The sequence below is a fragment of the Mesorhizobium sp. M0159 genome, from assembly GCF_040322295.1.
Lineage (GTDB): Bacteria > Pseudomonadota > Alphaproteobacteria > Rhizobiales > Rhizobiaceae > Mesorhizobium.
The window spans coordinates 87,373-99,240 of the sequence record NZ_JAMYTF010000012.1 but is presented as its reverse complement, the minus strand read 5'-3'; the positions used below and the strand labels follow the sequence as shown (position 1 = coordinate 99,240).

15 protein-coding genes are annotated in these 11,868 nt (G+C 62.4%); 4 read left to right on the top strand and 11 right to left on the bottom strand.

The window, feature by feature from the left end; translation table 11 throughout:
* Positions 1–16: 16 nt before the first annotated feature.
* From tgt to coaD, 7 genes are all read right to left on the bottom strand, one after another.
* Complete coding sequence (gene tgt / locus NKJ32_RS15000; protein ID WP_352827956.1) at positions 17–1,147, bottom strand: tRNA guanosine(34) transglycosylase Tgt; 1,131 nt, start codon at positions 1,145–1,147, stop codon at positions 17–19.
* Positions 1,148–1,171: 24 nt separating this feature from the next.
* Entirely contained in the window at positions 1,172–1,441 is a 270-nt protein-coding gene (locus NKJ32_RS14995) for a hypothetical protein (RefSeq protein ID WP_023674879.1), read from the bottom strand.
* Entirely contained in the window at positions 1,431–2,516 is a 1,086-nt protein-coding gene (gene queA / locus NKJ32_RS14990; RefSeq protein ID WP_352827954.1) for a tRNA preQ1(34) S-adenosylmethionine ribosyltransferase-isomerase QueA, read from the bottom strand. The genes NKJ32_RS14995 and queA overlap by 11 nt, the downstream gene beginning before the upstream one ends.
* Positions 2,517–2,528: 12 nt before the next feature.
* Positions 2,529–2,927, bottom strand: coding sequence for a hypothetical protein (locus tag NKJ32_RS14985; RefSeq protein WP_352568726.1), 399 nt, complete (start codon positions 2,925–2,927; stop codon positions 2,529–2,531).
* Positions 2,924–3,436 (bottom strand): peptidylprolyl isomerase, encoded by a 513-nt coding sequence (locus NKJ32_RS14980; RefSeq protein WP_352568728.1) that lies wholly within the window; start codon positions 3,434–3,436, stop codon positions 2,924–2,926. The genes NKJ32_RS14985 and NKJ32_RS14980 overlap by 4 nt, the downstream gene beginning before the upstream one ends.
* A 29-nt stretch (positions 3,437–3,465) precedes the next feature.
* Positions 3,466–4,056 (bottom strand): peptidylprolyl isomerase, encoded by a 591-nt coding sequence (locus NKJ32_RS14975; protein ID WP_352471695.1) that lies wholly within the window; start codon positions 4,054–4,056, stop codon positions 3,466–3,468.
* Positions 4,057–4,131: 75 nt separating this feature from the next.
* On the bottom strand, positions 4,132–4,632 hold the full coding sequence (coaD, locus tag NKJ32_RS14970) for a pantetheine-phosphate adenylyltransferase (protein WP_352448768.1): 501 nt from the start codon (positions 4,630–4,632) through the stop codon (positions 4,132–4,134).
* A 195-nt stretch (positions 4,633–4,827) separates the two neighbouring features.
* Here coaD and NKJ32_RS14965 point away from each other — a divergent pair, with 195 nt between their 5' ends.
* Entirely contained in the window at positions 4,828–4,980 is a 153-nt protein-coding gene (locus tag NKJ32_RS14965) for a hypothetical protein (protein WP_254817366.1), read from the top strand.
* Between the two features lie 53 nt (positions 4,981–5,033).
* On the opposite strand, the gene gyrA is transcribed toward NKJ32_RS14965, so the two are convergent.
* Together gyrA and NKJ32_RS14955 are read right to left on the bottom strand one after the other, a co-directional pair.
* Complete coding sequence (gyrA, locus tag NKJ32_RS14960) at positions 5,034–7,844, bottom strand: DNA gyrase subunit A (protein ID WP_352754773.1); 2,811 nt, start codon at positions 7,842–7,844, stop codon at positions 5,034–5,036.
* A gap of 148 nt (positions 7,845–7,992) precedes the next feature.
* On the bottom strand, positions 7,993–8,820 hold the full coding sequence (locus NKJ32_RS14955) for a helix-turn-helix transcriptional regulator (protein WP_352593499.1): 828 nt from the start codon (positions 8,818–8,820) through the stop codon (positions 7,993–7,995).
* Between the two features lie 86 nt (positions 8,821–8,906).
* On the opposite strand from NKJ32_RS14955, the gene NKJ32_RS14950 reads away from it, so the two are divergent.
* Both NKJ32_RS14950 and NKJ32_RS14945 read left to right on the top strand, forming a co-directional pair.
* The gene (locus NKJ32_RS14950) at positions 8,907–9,437 is read left to right on the top strand and encodes a hypothetical protein (protein WP_352646474.1); all 531 of its coding nucleotides are present in this window, start codon (positions 8,907–8,909) and stop codon (positions 9,435–9,437) included.
* A 74-nt stretch (positions 9,438–9,511) separates the two neighbouring features.
* Positions 9,512–10,141 (top strand): MarC family protein, encoded by a 630-nt coding sequence (locus NKJ32_RS14945; protein ID WP_023674869.1) that lies wholly within the window; start codon positions 9,512–9,514, stop codon positions 10,139–10,141.
* Between the two features lie 8 nt (positions 10,142–10,149).
* On the opposite strand, the gene NKJ32_RS14940 is transcribed toward NKJ32_RS14945, so the two are convergent.
* Both NKJ32_RS14940 and NKJ32_RS14935 read right to left on the bottom strand, forming a co-directional pair.
* Positions 10,150–10,575, bottom strand: a complete 426-nt coding sequence (locus NKJ32_RS14940) for an OsmC family protein (protein ID WP_352646472.1) — start codon at positions 10,573–10,575, stop codon at positions 10,150–10,152.
* A gap of 123 nt (positions 10,576–10,698) precedes the next feature.
* On the bottom strand, positions 10,699–11,211 hold the full coding sequence (locus NKJ32_RS14935; RefSeq protein WP_023674867.1) for a single-stranded DNA-binding protein: 513 nt from the start codon (positions 11,209–11,211) through the stop codon (positions 10,699–10,701).
* A 208-nt stretch (positions 11,212–11,419) separates the two neighbouring features.
* Here NKJ32_RS14935 and NKJ32_RS14930 point away from each other — a divergent pair, with 208 nt between their 5' ends.
* Positions 11,420–11,809, top strand: coding sequence for a cupin domain-containing protein (locus tag NKJ32_RS14930; RefSeq protein WP_352646470.1), 390 nt, complete (start codon positions 11,420–11,422; stop codon positions 11,807–11,809).
* Positions 11,810–11,868: the final 59 nt, after the last annotated feature.

Genomic DNA, 11,868 nt, shown 5'->3' with positions numbered 1-11,868 from the left:
TTCCTGGCGAGCATGCCTACCGGACGGCGAGGTCACCGTTTGCCCATTGCTGCGTGATGATCTCGGCTTGTTCGGCGAACCTGCCAGCCTCGATCGCTTCACGAATGTCGCGCATCAGCTGCTGGTAATAGGACAGATTGTTCCAGGTCAGGAGCATCGCCCCAAGCGCCTCTTGCGAGCGCACCAGATGGTGCAAATAGGCCCGCGAATAGTCGCGTGCGGCCGGGCAGTCGCTTTCCTCATCGAGCGGACGCGGATCGTCGGCATGGCGGGCGTTGCGCAGATTGACCTTGCCGCGCCGTGTGTATGCAAGGCCGTGGCGCCCTGCCCGCGTCGGCATCACGCAGTCGAACATGTCGATGCCGCGCGCCACCGACTTCAAAATGTCGTCCGGGGTGCCGACGCCCATCAGGTAGCGCGGCCGGTCAGCCGGCAGCTCCGGGCAAGTGATGTCGAGCATCTCCAGCATCACCGCTTGCGGCTCGCCGACAGCCAGCCCGCCGATCGCGTAGCCCTTCAGCTCCATTGCCTTCAGCGCCTGCGCCGAGCGCAGCCGCAGATCCGGCACGTCGCCGCCTTGCACAATGCCGAACATCGCCTTGCCGGGCTGCTCGCCGAATGCCGTCTTGCAACGCTCGGCCCAGCGCAACGACAACTCCATGGCACGCTCGATCTCGTTCTGCTTGGCCGGCAGCGCTGTGCATTCGTCGAGCTGCATCTGGATGTCGGAATCGAGCAGCCCCTGGATCTCTATCGAACGCTCCGGCGACATCTCGTAGGCGCCGCCGTCGATATGCGAACGGAAGGTAACGCCGTTCTCGGTCAGTTTCCGCAGCTTCGACAGCGACATCACCTGGAAGCCGCCGCTGTCGGTCAGGATTGGATGCGGCCAGCGGGCGAATTCATGCAGGCCGCCGAGCCGCGCCACGCGCTCGGCGCCGGGTCTCAGCATCAGGTGGTAGGTGTTGCCGAGGATAATGTCCGAGCCGACGCCGCGCACCTGATCCATATACATGGCCTTCACCGTGCCGCCGGTGCCGACCGGCATGAAGGCAGGCGTGCGGATTTCGCCGCGCGGCATGGTGATTACACCACGCCGCGCCCTGCCGTCGGTCGCCAGCACCTTGAAGGTGAATGCGTTAGTCATTGAATGCGTTAGTCATTGAATTCCCTAGCCATCGAACTCTTTGTCGAATACCGGCGCGTCCGGAGCCTGCTTATCGAGTGATTGCCGGTAGCGGATGCAGCCGCGCATGAATTTCGGCCACGGTGGCACGGCAATCGCCGGCTCGGTCTTTTCGGGCAAAAGCGACCAGAGGTCGGGATGATGCCAGCACAGATCATGGCCGGTGGCGTCGCGGTGTTGGCGGATTCCGGCGCGCAGTTTCCTGACCTCGGCGATCAAGGCTTCGCGGCCGAAGGTTTCCAGGTCATCGTCCATTACTATCCTCCCTGAACAGAAGACTTGCGTCTCCATAGGAATAAAACCTGTAGCGGTTCTCGATCGCATGCGCATAGGCCGCGCGCATCGTCTGCAAACCGCAGAAGGCCGAAACCAGCATGAACAGCGTCGAACGCGGCAGATGGAAATTGGTCATCAGCATGTCTGCGGTCTTGAAGCGATAGCCGGGCGTGATGAAGATGTCGGTCGGGCCTGACCATGCTGCCAGCCTGCCGTCCTCGCCAGCCGCGCTCTCCAACAAGCGCAGCGATGTCGTGCCGACGGCGATAATGCGCCCTCCTTTTGCTTTCGCCGCATTCAGCGCCTCGGCGGTTTCCGGGCTGACCGAACCGGTTTCGGCGTGCATCTTGTGGTCGGCGGTGTCGTCCGCCTTCACCGGCAGGAACGTACCGGCGCCGACATGCAGCGTGACGAAACGGCGCTCTATGCCCTTGGCGTCGAGCGTCGCAAACAGCTCCGGCGTGAAATGCAGCCCTGCCGTCGGCGCGGCCACGGCGCCCTCCTCCTTGGCATAAATGGTCTGGTAATCGCTGCGGTCGCGTCCGTCGTCGTCACGCTTGGAAGCGATGTAGGGCGGCAGCGGGATGTGGCCGACGGCATGCAGCGCCTCGTCGAGGAACGGACCTGACAGGTCGAAGCCGAGCAGCACCTCGCCACCTTCTCCCTTCTCGATCACTGTCGCGTCGAGCTGGCCGAGAAAGCAGGAATTGGCGTCATGACCGAAATGGATGCGATCGCCGGCGGCGATGCGCTTGCCCGGACGCATGAAGGCGAGCCACCGGTCGGGCGCCATCCGCATATGCAGCGTGGCTTCGACCTGCGCTGCTGCTTCGCCGCGCCGCCTGATGCCCTTCAATTGTGCCGGAATGACCTTGGTGTCGTTGAAGACCAGCACATCACCGGCCTTGAGCAGGGCCGGCAGGTCGCGCACCGTCCGGTCTTCGAGCCCCTCACCCGGCCTGACCACCAGCATCCTGGCACTGTCGCGCGGCTCGGCTGGGCGAAGCGCGATGCGCTCCTCCGGCAGATCGAAGTCGAAAAGATCGACGCGCAAGAAATCCCCGCCTCAAGGTTCCGGGCAGGTCACCGCCCAGGCGCCGACACTGTCTATGCTCAGCGTACCGCCCATTGCGAAGCTGGACTGCTCGCTGGCCTTGACCAGCCGCAATTTGGCGACGATCGAGCTGAGGCCCTCATCAGTGAGATCGATCAGCATGCGCTCGTCGTCTTCGAATGCCTGTCCAACGATGACTTTCGTTGAGCCTGCCTGTCCGTCCGTGGTCCATGTCTTGCCGCCGGCATCCAGCCACACACGAGCCACCGCAATGACGGCCGTGTGTCCCATCAAAACATCAATCGATGCCGCGCCGCCGTCGGCGCTGCAGACGATCGATTCCGTTGCCAGCGCCGGAGTGGCCGCCGCGACGAGCACAAATGCGATGGCCGCGACAGCCCGGCCGGTCATTTCACGTCGGCCGCGACCTTGAGCGACACGATCTTGTCAGGATCCTGCACCGGTTCGCCGCGCTTGATCTTGTCGACGTTGTCCATGCCTTCGATGACCTGGCCCCATACCGTGTACTGGCGGTTGAGGAAGGCGGCATCGTCGAAGCAGATGAAGAACTGCGAATTGGCCGAGTTCGGGTTCTGCGAGCGCGCCATCGAGCAGGTGCCGCGGCCGTGGTTGGTGTTGGAGAACTCGGCCTTCAGATCGGGTTTGTCGGAACCGCCAGTGCCGGCGCGCGATGGCGCGAAAGACGGCTTGTTGGAATTGCCGAACTTCACGTCGCCGGTCTGCGCCATGAAGCCGTCGATGACGCGGTGGAAGACCACGCCGTCATAGGCGCCTTCGCGCGCCAGCTCCTTGATACGGCCGACATGGCCGGGCGCCAGATCTGGAAACAATTCGATGACGACCTTGCCCTTGGTCGTGTCCATGATAAGCGCGTTCTCGCGGTCCTTGATTTCGGCCATGTCAGAAATATCCTTTTGAACAATTGGGGTTACTTGCCGTCCGCGGCGATGCGCACCTTGATCATGCGATCGGGGTCGGTCACCGTCCCGTTCTGCGCCTCGTCGCCTTTCTTGATGTGGTCCACCAGCTCCATGCCGCTGACGACGTTGCCAACGATGGTGTACTGGCCATCGAGCGGCGGTGCCGGCGCGAACATGATGAAGAATTGCGAATTGGCGGAATTCGGATCGTCGGAGCGGGCCATGCCGACCACGCCGCGCTGGTAGTGTTCGGTGCTGGAGAATTCGGCCGGCAGGTCAGGAAGATCGGAGCCGCCGGTGCCGACAGCGTCGGCATTGAAGCCGCTCTTCATGTTGCCGAACTTGACGTCGCCGGTCTGCGCCATGAAGCCGTCGATGACGCGGTGAAAGGCGACGTTGTCGTAGGCGCCCTGGCGCACCAGCTTTTTGATCTGCGCGACGTGCTTCGGCGCAAGGTCGGGCCTCAGCGCGATGGTCACGTCGCCGTCCTTCAGCGTTACGATCATGGTGTTTTCCGGATCGGCGGCAAAGGCCGACACGGATGCGGTCACAAGACCGGCAAGCACGGCAAGCAAGAAGGCAAGCTTTTTCAGCTGCATGGGATCTTTCTCCGAATATCTTCGTTCATGCATGTCGTTACCCAAAGCCGGGTTCCACTTTTGGGTGACATGCATTTATTTCGCGAATTTGGCGGTGAGCGCGCCGGCCACGGCCGCCGGCACGAAGGGGCGGATGTCGCCTCCCATCGAAGCTATCTGGCGCACAAGTGTGGCGGTAATGGTGCGCACTGAAGGGCTGGCGGGCAGGAACACCGTCTGCAGCTCCGGCGCCATGGTCTCGTTCATGCCGGCCATCTGCATCTCATAGTCAAGGTCGGTGCCGTCGCGCAGACCGCGGATCATGATCGAGGCGCCATGCTTCCTGGCCGCATCGATGACCAACCCGTCGAAGGCGACTACTTTGATACGCGCACCGTCGCTGCCGAATTCCGCCTTCGCGGCCGTTTCGATCAGGCCAACCCGTTCCTCGAAGGAAAACAACGGCTTCTTCCCGGGATGGATGCCGATCGCCGCATAGATTGTATCCGCCACGGCCAGCGACGCCTTCAGCACGTCGAGATGGCCGTTGGTCAGCGGGTCGAAAGAGCCGGCATAAAGGGCGATGCGTTCGGTCATGGCAGGTGCTTCTAGCGAGCCTCTCCCCTAAAGGCAAATCCGATCGCCAGCCCGCCCCACGAACCTTTTGGCCGACGTGAACGACAGATGAATGTGCCGCTCACAACAGCTTCACGCAGTGTTCACTAAGTTGCAGCTGCAGAAGATGAAACCAAACACCCATCTAATCGTTGTTAGGCGCAGGAGAACACGCACATGCTGATCTACATGCTCGCCACCGCAATGACCGTCGCCATGCTGATCGCTACCGTATTCGGCTTGCATCAGGAAGCACAGCGCGTCCGCGCCAAGGCCAATACCAAGCGGTTCGAAGGCTTCGGCAACCGCAAGCCTTATCGCCACTTCTAGATTGCGGGTGTCTTCACACGCCGGCCCATAGGGCTGGCGTCGTCGTGCCAAACTCACTCGACGGAAGTATCGGGCTCCCTACCTTCGGCATCGGCAGCAGCGCCGCTTTCAGCATCGACACTCTCTTCGATCTCTTCATCCGCTTGCGGTTCTGAAATTCGCTCCACCGAAACGACCTTCTCGCCCTCTGCGGTATTGAAGATGGTAACGCCCTTGGTGGCGCGGCTGGCGAAACGAATGCCGTTCACTGGAACACGGATAACGGTGCCGCCATCCGAAACCAGCATGATCTGATCGTCATTGCCGACCGGGAAGGTCGCCACCAGGCGGCCGATTTCGGCCGTTTTCGAGACGTCGGTGGCGCGAATACCCTTGCCGCCACGGCCAGTCAGGCGGAAATCGTAGGACGATGAACGCTTGCCGTAGCCATATTCCGTCACCGTCAACACGAACTGCTCGTGCGCCTTGAGGAACTCATAGCGGTCGTCGGAAAGCTCCGCCTCTTCGCCGACCTCTTCATTGGTGAGCTGGATTTCTTCCTCCTCGCCGGCCGCGATGTCAGCAGCGAGCCGGCGTTCGGCCACCACCCGCTTGAGGTAGGCGGCACGCTCCGCCGGCGGCGCATCGACATGCTCGATCACCGCCATCGAGATCACCCGGTCGCCATCGGCCATCGCAATGCCGCGCACGCCGACCGAATTGCGGCTCTGGAAGACGCGTACGTCGCTGACCGGAAAGCGGATGCACTGGCCGGAACTTGCCGTCAAAAGCACGTCGTCATTGTCTGTGCAGGTCTCGACGCCGAGGATCTCGTCGCCTTCCTCGTCCAGCTTCATGGCGATCTTGCCGTTGCGGTTGACCTGGACGAAGTCCGACAGCTTGTTGCGACGTACGGTGCCGCGCGTGGTGGCAAACATGACGTCGAGCTCGCCCCAACTCGTCTCATCCTCCGGCAGCGGCATGATCGTGGTGATGCGCTCGCCCTGTTCGAGCGGCAGCATATTGATCAGCGCCTTGCCGCGCGATTGCGGGTTGCCGATCGGCAGGCGCCAGACCTTTTCCTTGTAGACGATGCCGCGCGAGGAGAAGAACAGCACCGGCGTGTGCGTGTTGGCGACGAACAGCCGGGTGACGAAATCCTCTTCCTTGGTCGACATGCCGGAGCGGCCCTTGCCGCCGCGGCGCTGCGCCCGGTAGAGCGACAGCGGCACGCGCTTGATGTAGCCGGAATGGCTGACCGTGACGACCATGTCCTCGCGCTGGATCAGGTCCTCGTCTTCCATGTCCGCCCCGCCCTCGGCGAGCTCGGTGCGGCGCGGCGTGCCGAACTCGTCGCGCACGGCGATGAGCTCGTCCTTGACGATCTGCTGGACGCGGGCGCGGGACGAGAGGATGTCCAGGTAGTCCTTGATCTCGTCGCCGATCGTGTTCAGCTCGTCGGCGATCTCGTCGCGGCCGAGCGCGGTCAGGCGCTGCAGGCGCAGTTCGAGGATGGCGCGCGCCTGCTCCTCGGAGAGATTGTAGGTACCGTCCTCGTTGATGCGATGGCGCGGGTCGTCGATCAGAAGAATCAGCGATTCCACGTCGCCCGAAGGCCAGCGCCGCTCCATCAACTGCTCGCGCGCCGTCTGCGGGTCCGGAGCGCTGCGGATCAGCTTGATGACTTCATCGATGTTGGCAACAGCGATGGCAAGGCCGACCAGCACATGGGCGCGGTCGCGCGCCTTGCGCAGCAGGAATTTTGTGCGCCGGCTGATCACCTCCTCACGGAAGGCGACGAACGCCTTCAGCATGTCGGTCAGAGTCAGCAATTCCGGCTTGCCGCCGTTCAGTGCCACCATGTTGGCGCCGAAGGATGTCTGCAGCGGGGTGAAGCGGTAAAGCTGGTTGAGAATGACATCGGCGACCGCGTCGCGCTTCAGTTCGATGACGACGCGGTAGCCCTGCCGGTCGCTCTCGTCGCGAATGTCGGAAATGCCCTCGATGCGCTTGTCGCGCACCAGCTCGGCCATCTTCTCGATCATCGACGCCTTGTTCACCTGATAGGGAACCTCGGTGATGACGATCGATTCCCGATCGTTGCCGCGCGCCTCGACGTTGACGCGGCCGCGCATGACGATGGAGCCGCGGCCGGTCGAATAGGCGCTGTAGATACCGGAACGGCCAAGCACGATGCCGCCGGTCGGGAAATCCGGTCCCGGAATGATCTCCATCAGCGCCGGAAGGTCGATCGCCGGATTATCGATGAGGGCAATGGCGCCGTTGCAGACCTCGCCCAGATTGTGCGGCGGGATGTTGGTGGCCATGCCGACGGCGATACCGCCGGAGCCGTTGACCAACAGGTTCGGGAAGCGCGCCGGCAGGACTTTCGGTTCGCTGCCGGACGCATCGTAAGTGTCCTGGAAATCGACTGTGTCCTTGTCGATGTCTTCCAGCAACTCATGCGCGACCTTGGTCAGCCGCGATTCCGTGTAGCGCATCGCCGCCGGCGGATCGCCGTCGATCGAGCCGAAATTGCCCTGCCCGTCGATCAGCGGCACGCGCAGCGACCAATCCTGCGCCATGCGCACCAAAGCGTCGTAGATCGAGGCGTCGCCATGCGGATGGTATTTACCCATCACGTCGGCGACCGGGCGTGCCGATTTCACATATTTGCGGTTCCAGTGATAGCCGCTCTCATAGGCGGCGTAGAGGATGCGGCGATGCACCGGCTTGAGGCCATCGCGCACGTCCGGCAGCGCGCGGCTGACGATCACGCTCATGGCGTAATCGAGATAGGAGCGCTGCATCTCCTCGATGATGGATATCGGCTCGATGCCGGTGGGGCCGCCGTCGGCGCCGCGCGGTGTCTTTTGGTCGGTCAAATCGGATCACAATCTAATCAGGAATCACTTGGTGCTTATATAGGAAGCCAGCCTGAAACTCCAACAATCGCGGCAGTTTTCCAGTGTGGTTTTTAGCGGCAAATTCAAAAGGATAAACCAATTGCGACGATATGGCCGTGGCACCCTTTCACGGGCGTCGCCGGCGGGCGCGATAAGTACCCGGCGCCTCGCCCATCAGCCGCCGGAAACGACGATTGAAGGTTGATAGATCGTTGAATCCCGCCGAAAAGGCAATCGCCGAAATCGTCTGATCCGACGTCCGGAGCCGCACGGCTGCCCTGTGCAGCCGCGCTCTCAGCAGGAATTGGTAGGGCGTCATACCGGCGACGTGCCGGAAGGTGCGCAGGAAATGGTAAGGGCTGGTGGCGGTCTCGTCGGCGAGTTCGGCAAGCGAGATCGGCCGGTCGGCATCGACTTCGATGCGCCGCACCGCTTCGGCAACACGCTTCTGGTCACGGCGGCTCGGCGTCCGTCCCCGATCCGTGGCGCTGCAAGCCGCTGTCACCGCGGCACCGGCAATGCGCAGGGCGAGTTCCTCGAACGCGCCGGTGTCGGCCATCTCGCGCGCCGCCTCCGCTTCGGCAAGCAGCGGCACCAGCGCCGGCAAGGGCGGCAGGCGCGGCGTGCCGAAATCGAGCGTCTTCGTGCCCGGCACGTCGGCGACGATCCGCTCCATATAGGCCGGTCCGAAATGGAAGGAGAGGCAGCGGTCGCCGGCGCCATGCTCGTGACCGCATTCATAGCATGTGCCGGGATTGCCGAGCAGGAGCGCGCCCGGCGCCAGCATCGCCGTGCCCTCGCGCGCACGATAGCGGAAGGTGCCGTTGGTTACGGCGGCAACGCAGAAATCCCGATGCTCCTCCTCGAATGGCCTGTCGGCGGCGCTGGCGGTGCAGATGACATCCGACACCTGCCAGCCTCGGCCCGACGCCAGCCTGTGCGCGCTCGTCGTCATCGCCGAAACATAGCAACTTTTCCCAAGCGCAGAACCCCTGTGAGCCTCTATGCTTGCCGGTCTCCTGACAAGATGAGAGCGAAGCCATGTCCAATTCCTTTGCCAAGGCCCTGCACAGCGGTGGGCCCGTACCGGCCCTTGCCGAGAAACTGAATCTTTATGGCCGCTTCATCGGCGCCTGGACGTTCGACGCCACGCGCCATCTCGAGGACGGTCAGGTGCTGACCGGGCGCGGCGAAGTGCATTTCGGCTGGGTGCTCGAAGGCCGCGCGATCCAGGACGTATGGATCCTGCCTGCCCGTGACGCCGGCCCCTCGCCCTCGCTCGGCAAATGGACCTTCTATGGCACGACGTTGCGCGTCTACGATCCCGGCGTTGACGCCTGGCACATCTTCTGGAGCGATCCGCGCAATCAGTACTACAGCCGCCAGCTCGGCCGTGCCGAGGGCGACACCATCATCCAGCAAGGCGCAGACGGCACCGGATCTGCTGTGCGCTGGAGCTTTTCGCGCATCACCGAAAATTCGTTCCGCTGGCTGGGCGAACGCTCACAGGACGACGGCGCCACCTGGCGTCTCGAAGTCGAGTTTCTGGCGCGCCGGGCCGTCAGCCCCTGATCCGCACGGTTTCCACTGGCTCCGCTTTGCTCTACCAATCCCGTTATCCGGCTTTGCCGGCGGGGAGGGTCAGCATGCCGAGCTTCGACAGCCTGTTCAACGCCTTCGTCACCATACTGGTGACGATCGATCCGCCCGGCCTGGCGCCGCTCTTCCTCGCCGTGACCCGCGGCATGAACCGCGAGGAGCGCAACCAGGTCTCCGTGCGCGCCTCGGTCATCGCCTTCCTGGTAATGGCGTTGTTCGCAATCGCCGGCGCGTCGATCCTGTCAGTCTTCGGCATCACTCTGCCGGCCTTCCGCGTCGCCGGCGGCTTTCTGCTGTTCTTCATCGCCTTCGAAATGGTGTTCGAGCGCCGGCAGGACCGCAAGGAGAAGATCGGCGACGTCGCCATCACCAGGGACATGATCCACAACATCGCCGCCTTTCCGCTGGCGATCCCGCTTATTGCCGGTCCCGGCGCGATTTCGGCGACCGTCCTGCTCTCAAGCTCGTTTCAGGGTTTGGGGGCGCAGACAGCCCTTGTCGGCATCATCGCCATCTGCCTCGTCATCACCTACCTGGTGTTCGTGCTGTCAGAGCGCATCGACCGTATCCTCGGCCAAACCGGCCGTTCGATCCTGACAAGGCTGCTCGGCGTCATCCTGGCGGCGCTCGCCGTACAGTTCGTCGCCGACGGCATCAAGGCGCTGATGGCGACGTAGGGACAACCCTACTTCGCTGTCGTTTCAATGACTTCGAAGTCGTGGGTAATCTCGGCAGTCTTGGCCATCATTGCCGAGGCCGAGCAGTATTTGTCGATCGAAAGCCCGATCGCCCGCTTCACCTTGTCGTGTGATAGCGCCCGGCCCTTGACGACAAAATGCATGTGAATGCGGGTGAACACCCTGGGATCGGCTTCTGCACGGTCGGCATCGAGTTCGACCACGCAATCTTCGACCGCCTCGCGCCCCTTTTCGAGGATATGGACCACGTCATAGGCCGAGCAGCCGCCAGTGCCGATCAGCACCAGTTCCATTGGGCTCGGCCCCGGCGTCTTGCCCTCCGGCCCGAACGCAGTGCCTAGCACCAGCTTGTGCCCACTGGCGGACTCGCCAACGAAAGTGCGCTCCTCGACCCATTTGACCCTTGCCTTCACCTGATACGTCCTTTCACCGCTCAAACGCACAACGTCCCGAAAATCCAAGACAGATTTTCGGGACGCCATTTCGTGGCCAAGGTGCCGGCGCTTTTCGTCGCAAGGGCAGTCCGCCCCGAGAAATCAGAACGGGATTTCGTCGTCCAGCTCGCGCGACGAACCACCGCCGCCGCCCTTGTTGGCGCCACCGCGATTGAAACTTTCGCCCGGGCCGGACTGGCCGAAATCGGAACCGCGGCTCGCACCACCACCGGCATAGTTGCCGACCTGGCCGCCGCCCTCGCCCCGCGCATCGAGCATCTGCAGCTCGCCGCGGAATTTCTGCAACACGACTTCGGTCGTATAGCGGTCATTGCCGGTCTGGTCCTGCCATTTGCGCGTCTGCAGCTGGCCCTCGACATAGACCTTCATGCCCTTCTTCAGATACTGCTCGGCCACCTTGGCGATCTGGTCGTTGAAGATCACGACATTGTGCCACTCGGTCTTTTCCTTGCGCTCTCCGGATGTCTTGTCGCGCCAGCTTTCCGACGTCGCGATGCGGATGTTGACGACCGGGTCACCCGAATTCAAGCGGCGGATTTCAGGGTCCGCCCCGAGGTTGCCCACCAGAATGACCTTGTTGACGCTACCCGCCATGATACTTCTCCGCGCTCATCCGAAACCGAATTTTTGTCGCCGCACCTTACAGGCTATGGACAATCCCTGCCTGTCGTCGCTGCCTTTTCCCACAAGGTTTTTGTTCTCTTTTCGTTCTATAGGAGAGGCCCTGCACTGTCAATAGTTGTCAGTAAGAAGTAGTGTCTTGGCGTCGAATTTCCACAGACCATGGGATCGAGGCGAACGCATGAAGATGGTTGCGCACGACGATCAGCCGCAAGAAGAATGGCGGACGGGAGTAAAGACCCGCATGCATGTCTCGGCCTGCAACGGCGCAACTCAACTTTGCATATTCGAACAATGGGTCGAACCCGCGGTTGGCGCCCCGACACATTGGCACCCGGTCGAGGAAGTGCTTACCGTCATCGCTGGCAGGGCCGAGATGTGGATCGACGAAGAGCATCTCGTCTTGACTGCCGGACAGTCGCTTGTTGTTGCCGCGCACAGGCAACATGGCTTCCGAAACGTCGGCTCCGAATTGCTTCATATTCATGCTGTGCTCGCGTCACCAGTTTTCGAGGCGACGTTCAACGGATCCCCCGACATGGTGAGACGCTGGCCTCCAGCGAGTTTGTAAAACCTCGCCTGTCTTAAAAAACACCGCCTGTCTTAAAAAACACGGCTTGCCAAACCGAT

Excerpts from the sequence above, each read along its gene's own strand:
- tgt (WP_352827956.1), bottom strand. The coding sequence starts at position 1,147 with ATGACTAACGCATTCACCTTCAAGGTGCTGGCGACCGACGGCAGGGCG.
- NKJ32_RS14995 (WP_023674879.1), bottom strand. The coding sequence starts at position 1,441 with ATGGACGATGACCTGGAAACCTTCGGCCGCGAAGCCTTGATCGCCGAG.
- NKJ32_RS14985 (WP_352568726.1), bottom strand. The coding sequence starts at position 2,927 with ATGACCGGCCGGGCTGTCGCGGCCATCGCATTTGTGCTCGTCGCGGCG.
- NKJ32_RS14980 (WP_352568728.1), bottom strand. The coding sequence starts at position 3,436 with ATGGCCGAAATCAAGGACCGCGAGAACGCGCTTATCATGGACACGACC.
- NKJ32_RS14975 (WP_352471695.1), bottom strand. The coding sequence starts at position 4,056 with ATGCAGCTGAAAAAGCTTGCCTTCTTGCTTGCCGTGCTTGCCGGTCTT.
- coaD (WP_352448768.1), bottom strand. The coding sequence starts at position 4,632 with ATGACCGAACGCATCGCCCTTTATGCCGGCTCTTTCGACCCGCTGACC.
- NKJ32_RS14965 (WP_254817366.1), top strand. The coding sequence starts at position 4,828 with ATGCTGATCTACATGCTCGCCACCGCAATGACCGTCGCCATGCTGATC.
- NKJ32_RS14955 (WP_352593499.1), bottom strand. The coding sequence starts at position 8,820 with ATGACGACGAGCGCGCACAGGCTGGCGTCGGGCCGAGGCTGGCAGGTG.
- NKJ32_RS14950 (WP_352646474.1), top strand. The coding sequence starts at position 8,907 with ATGTCCAATTCCTTTGCCAAGGCCCTGCACAGCGGTGGGCCCGTACCG.
- NKJ32_RS14945 (WP_023674869.1), top strand. The coding sequence starts at position 9,512 with ATGCCGAGCTTCGACAGCCTGTTCAACGCCTTCGTCACCATACTGGTG.
- NKJ32_RS14935 (WP_023674867.1), bottom strand. The coding sequence starts at position 11,211 with ATGGCGGGTAGCGTCAACAAGGTCATTCTGGTGGGCAACCTCGGGGCG.
- NKJ32_RS14930 (WP_352646470.1), top strand. The coding sequence starts at position 11,420 with ATGAAGATGGTTGCGCACGACGATCAGCCGCAAGAAGAATGGCGGACG.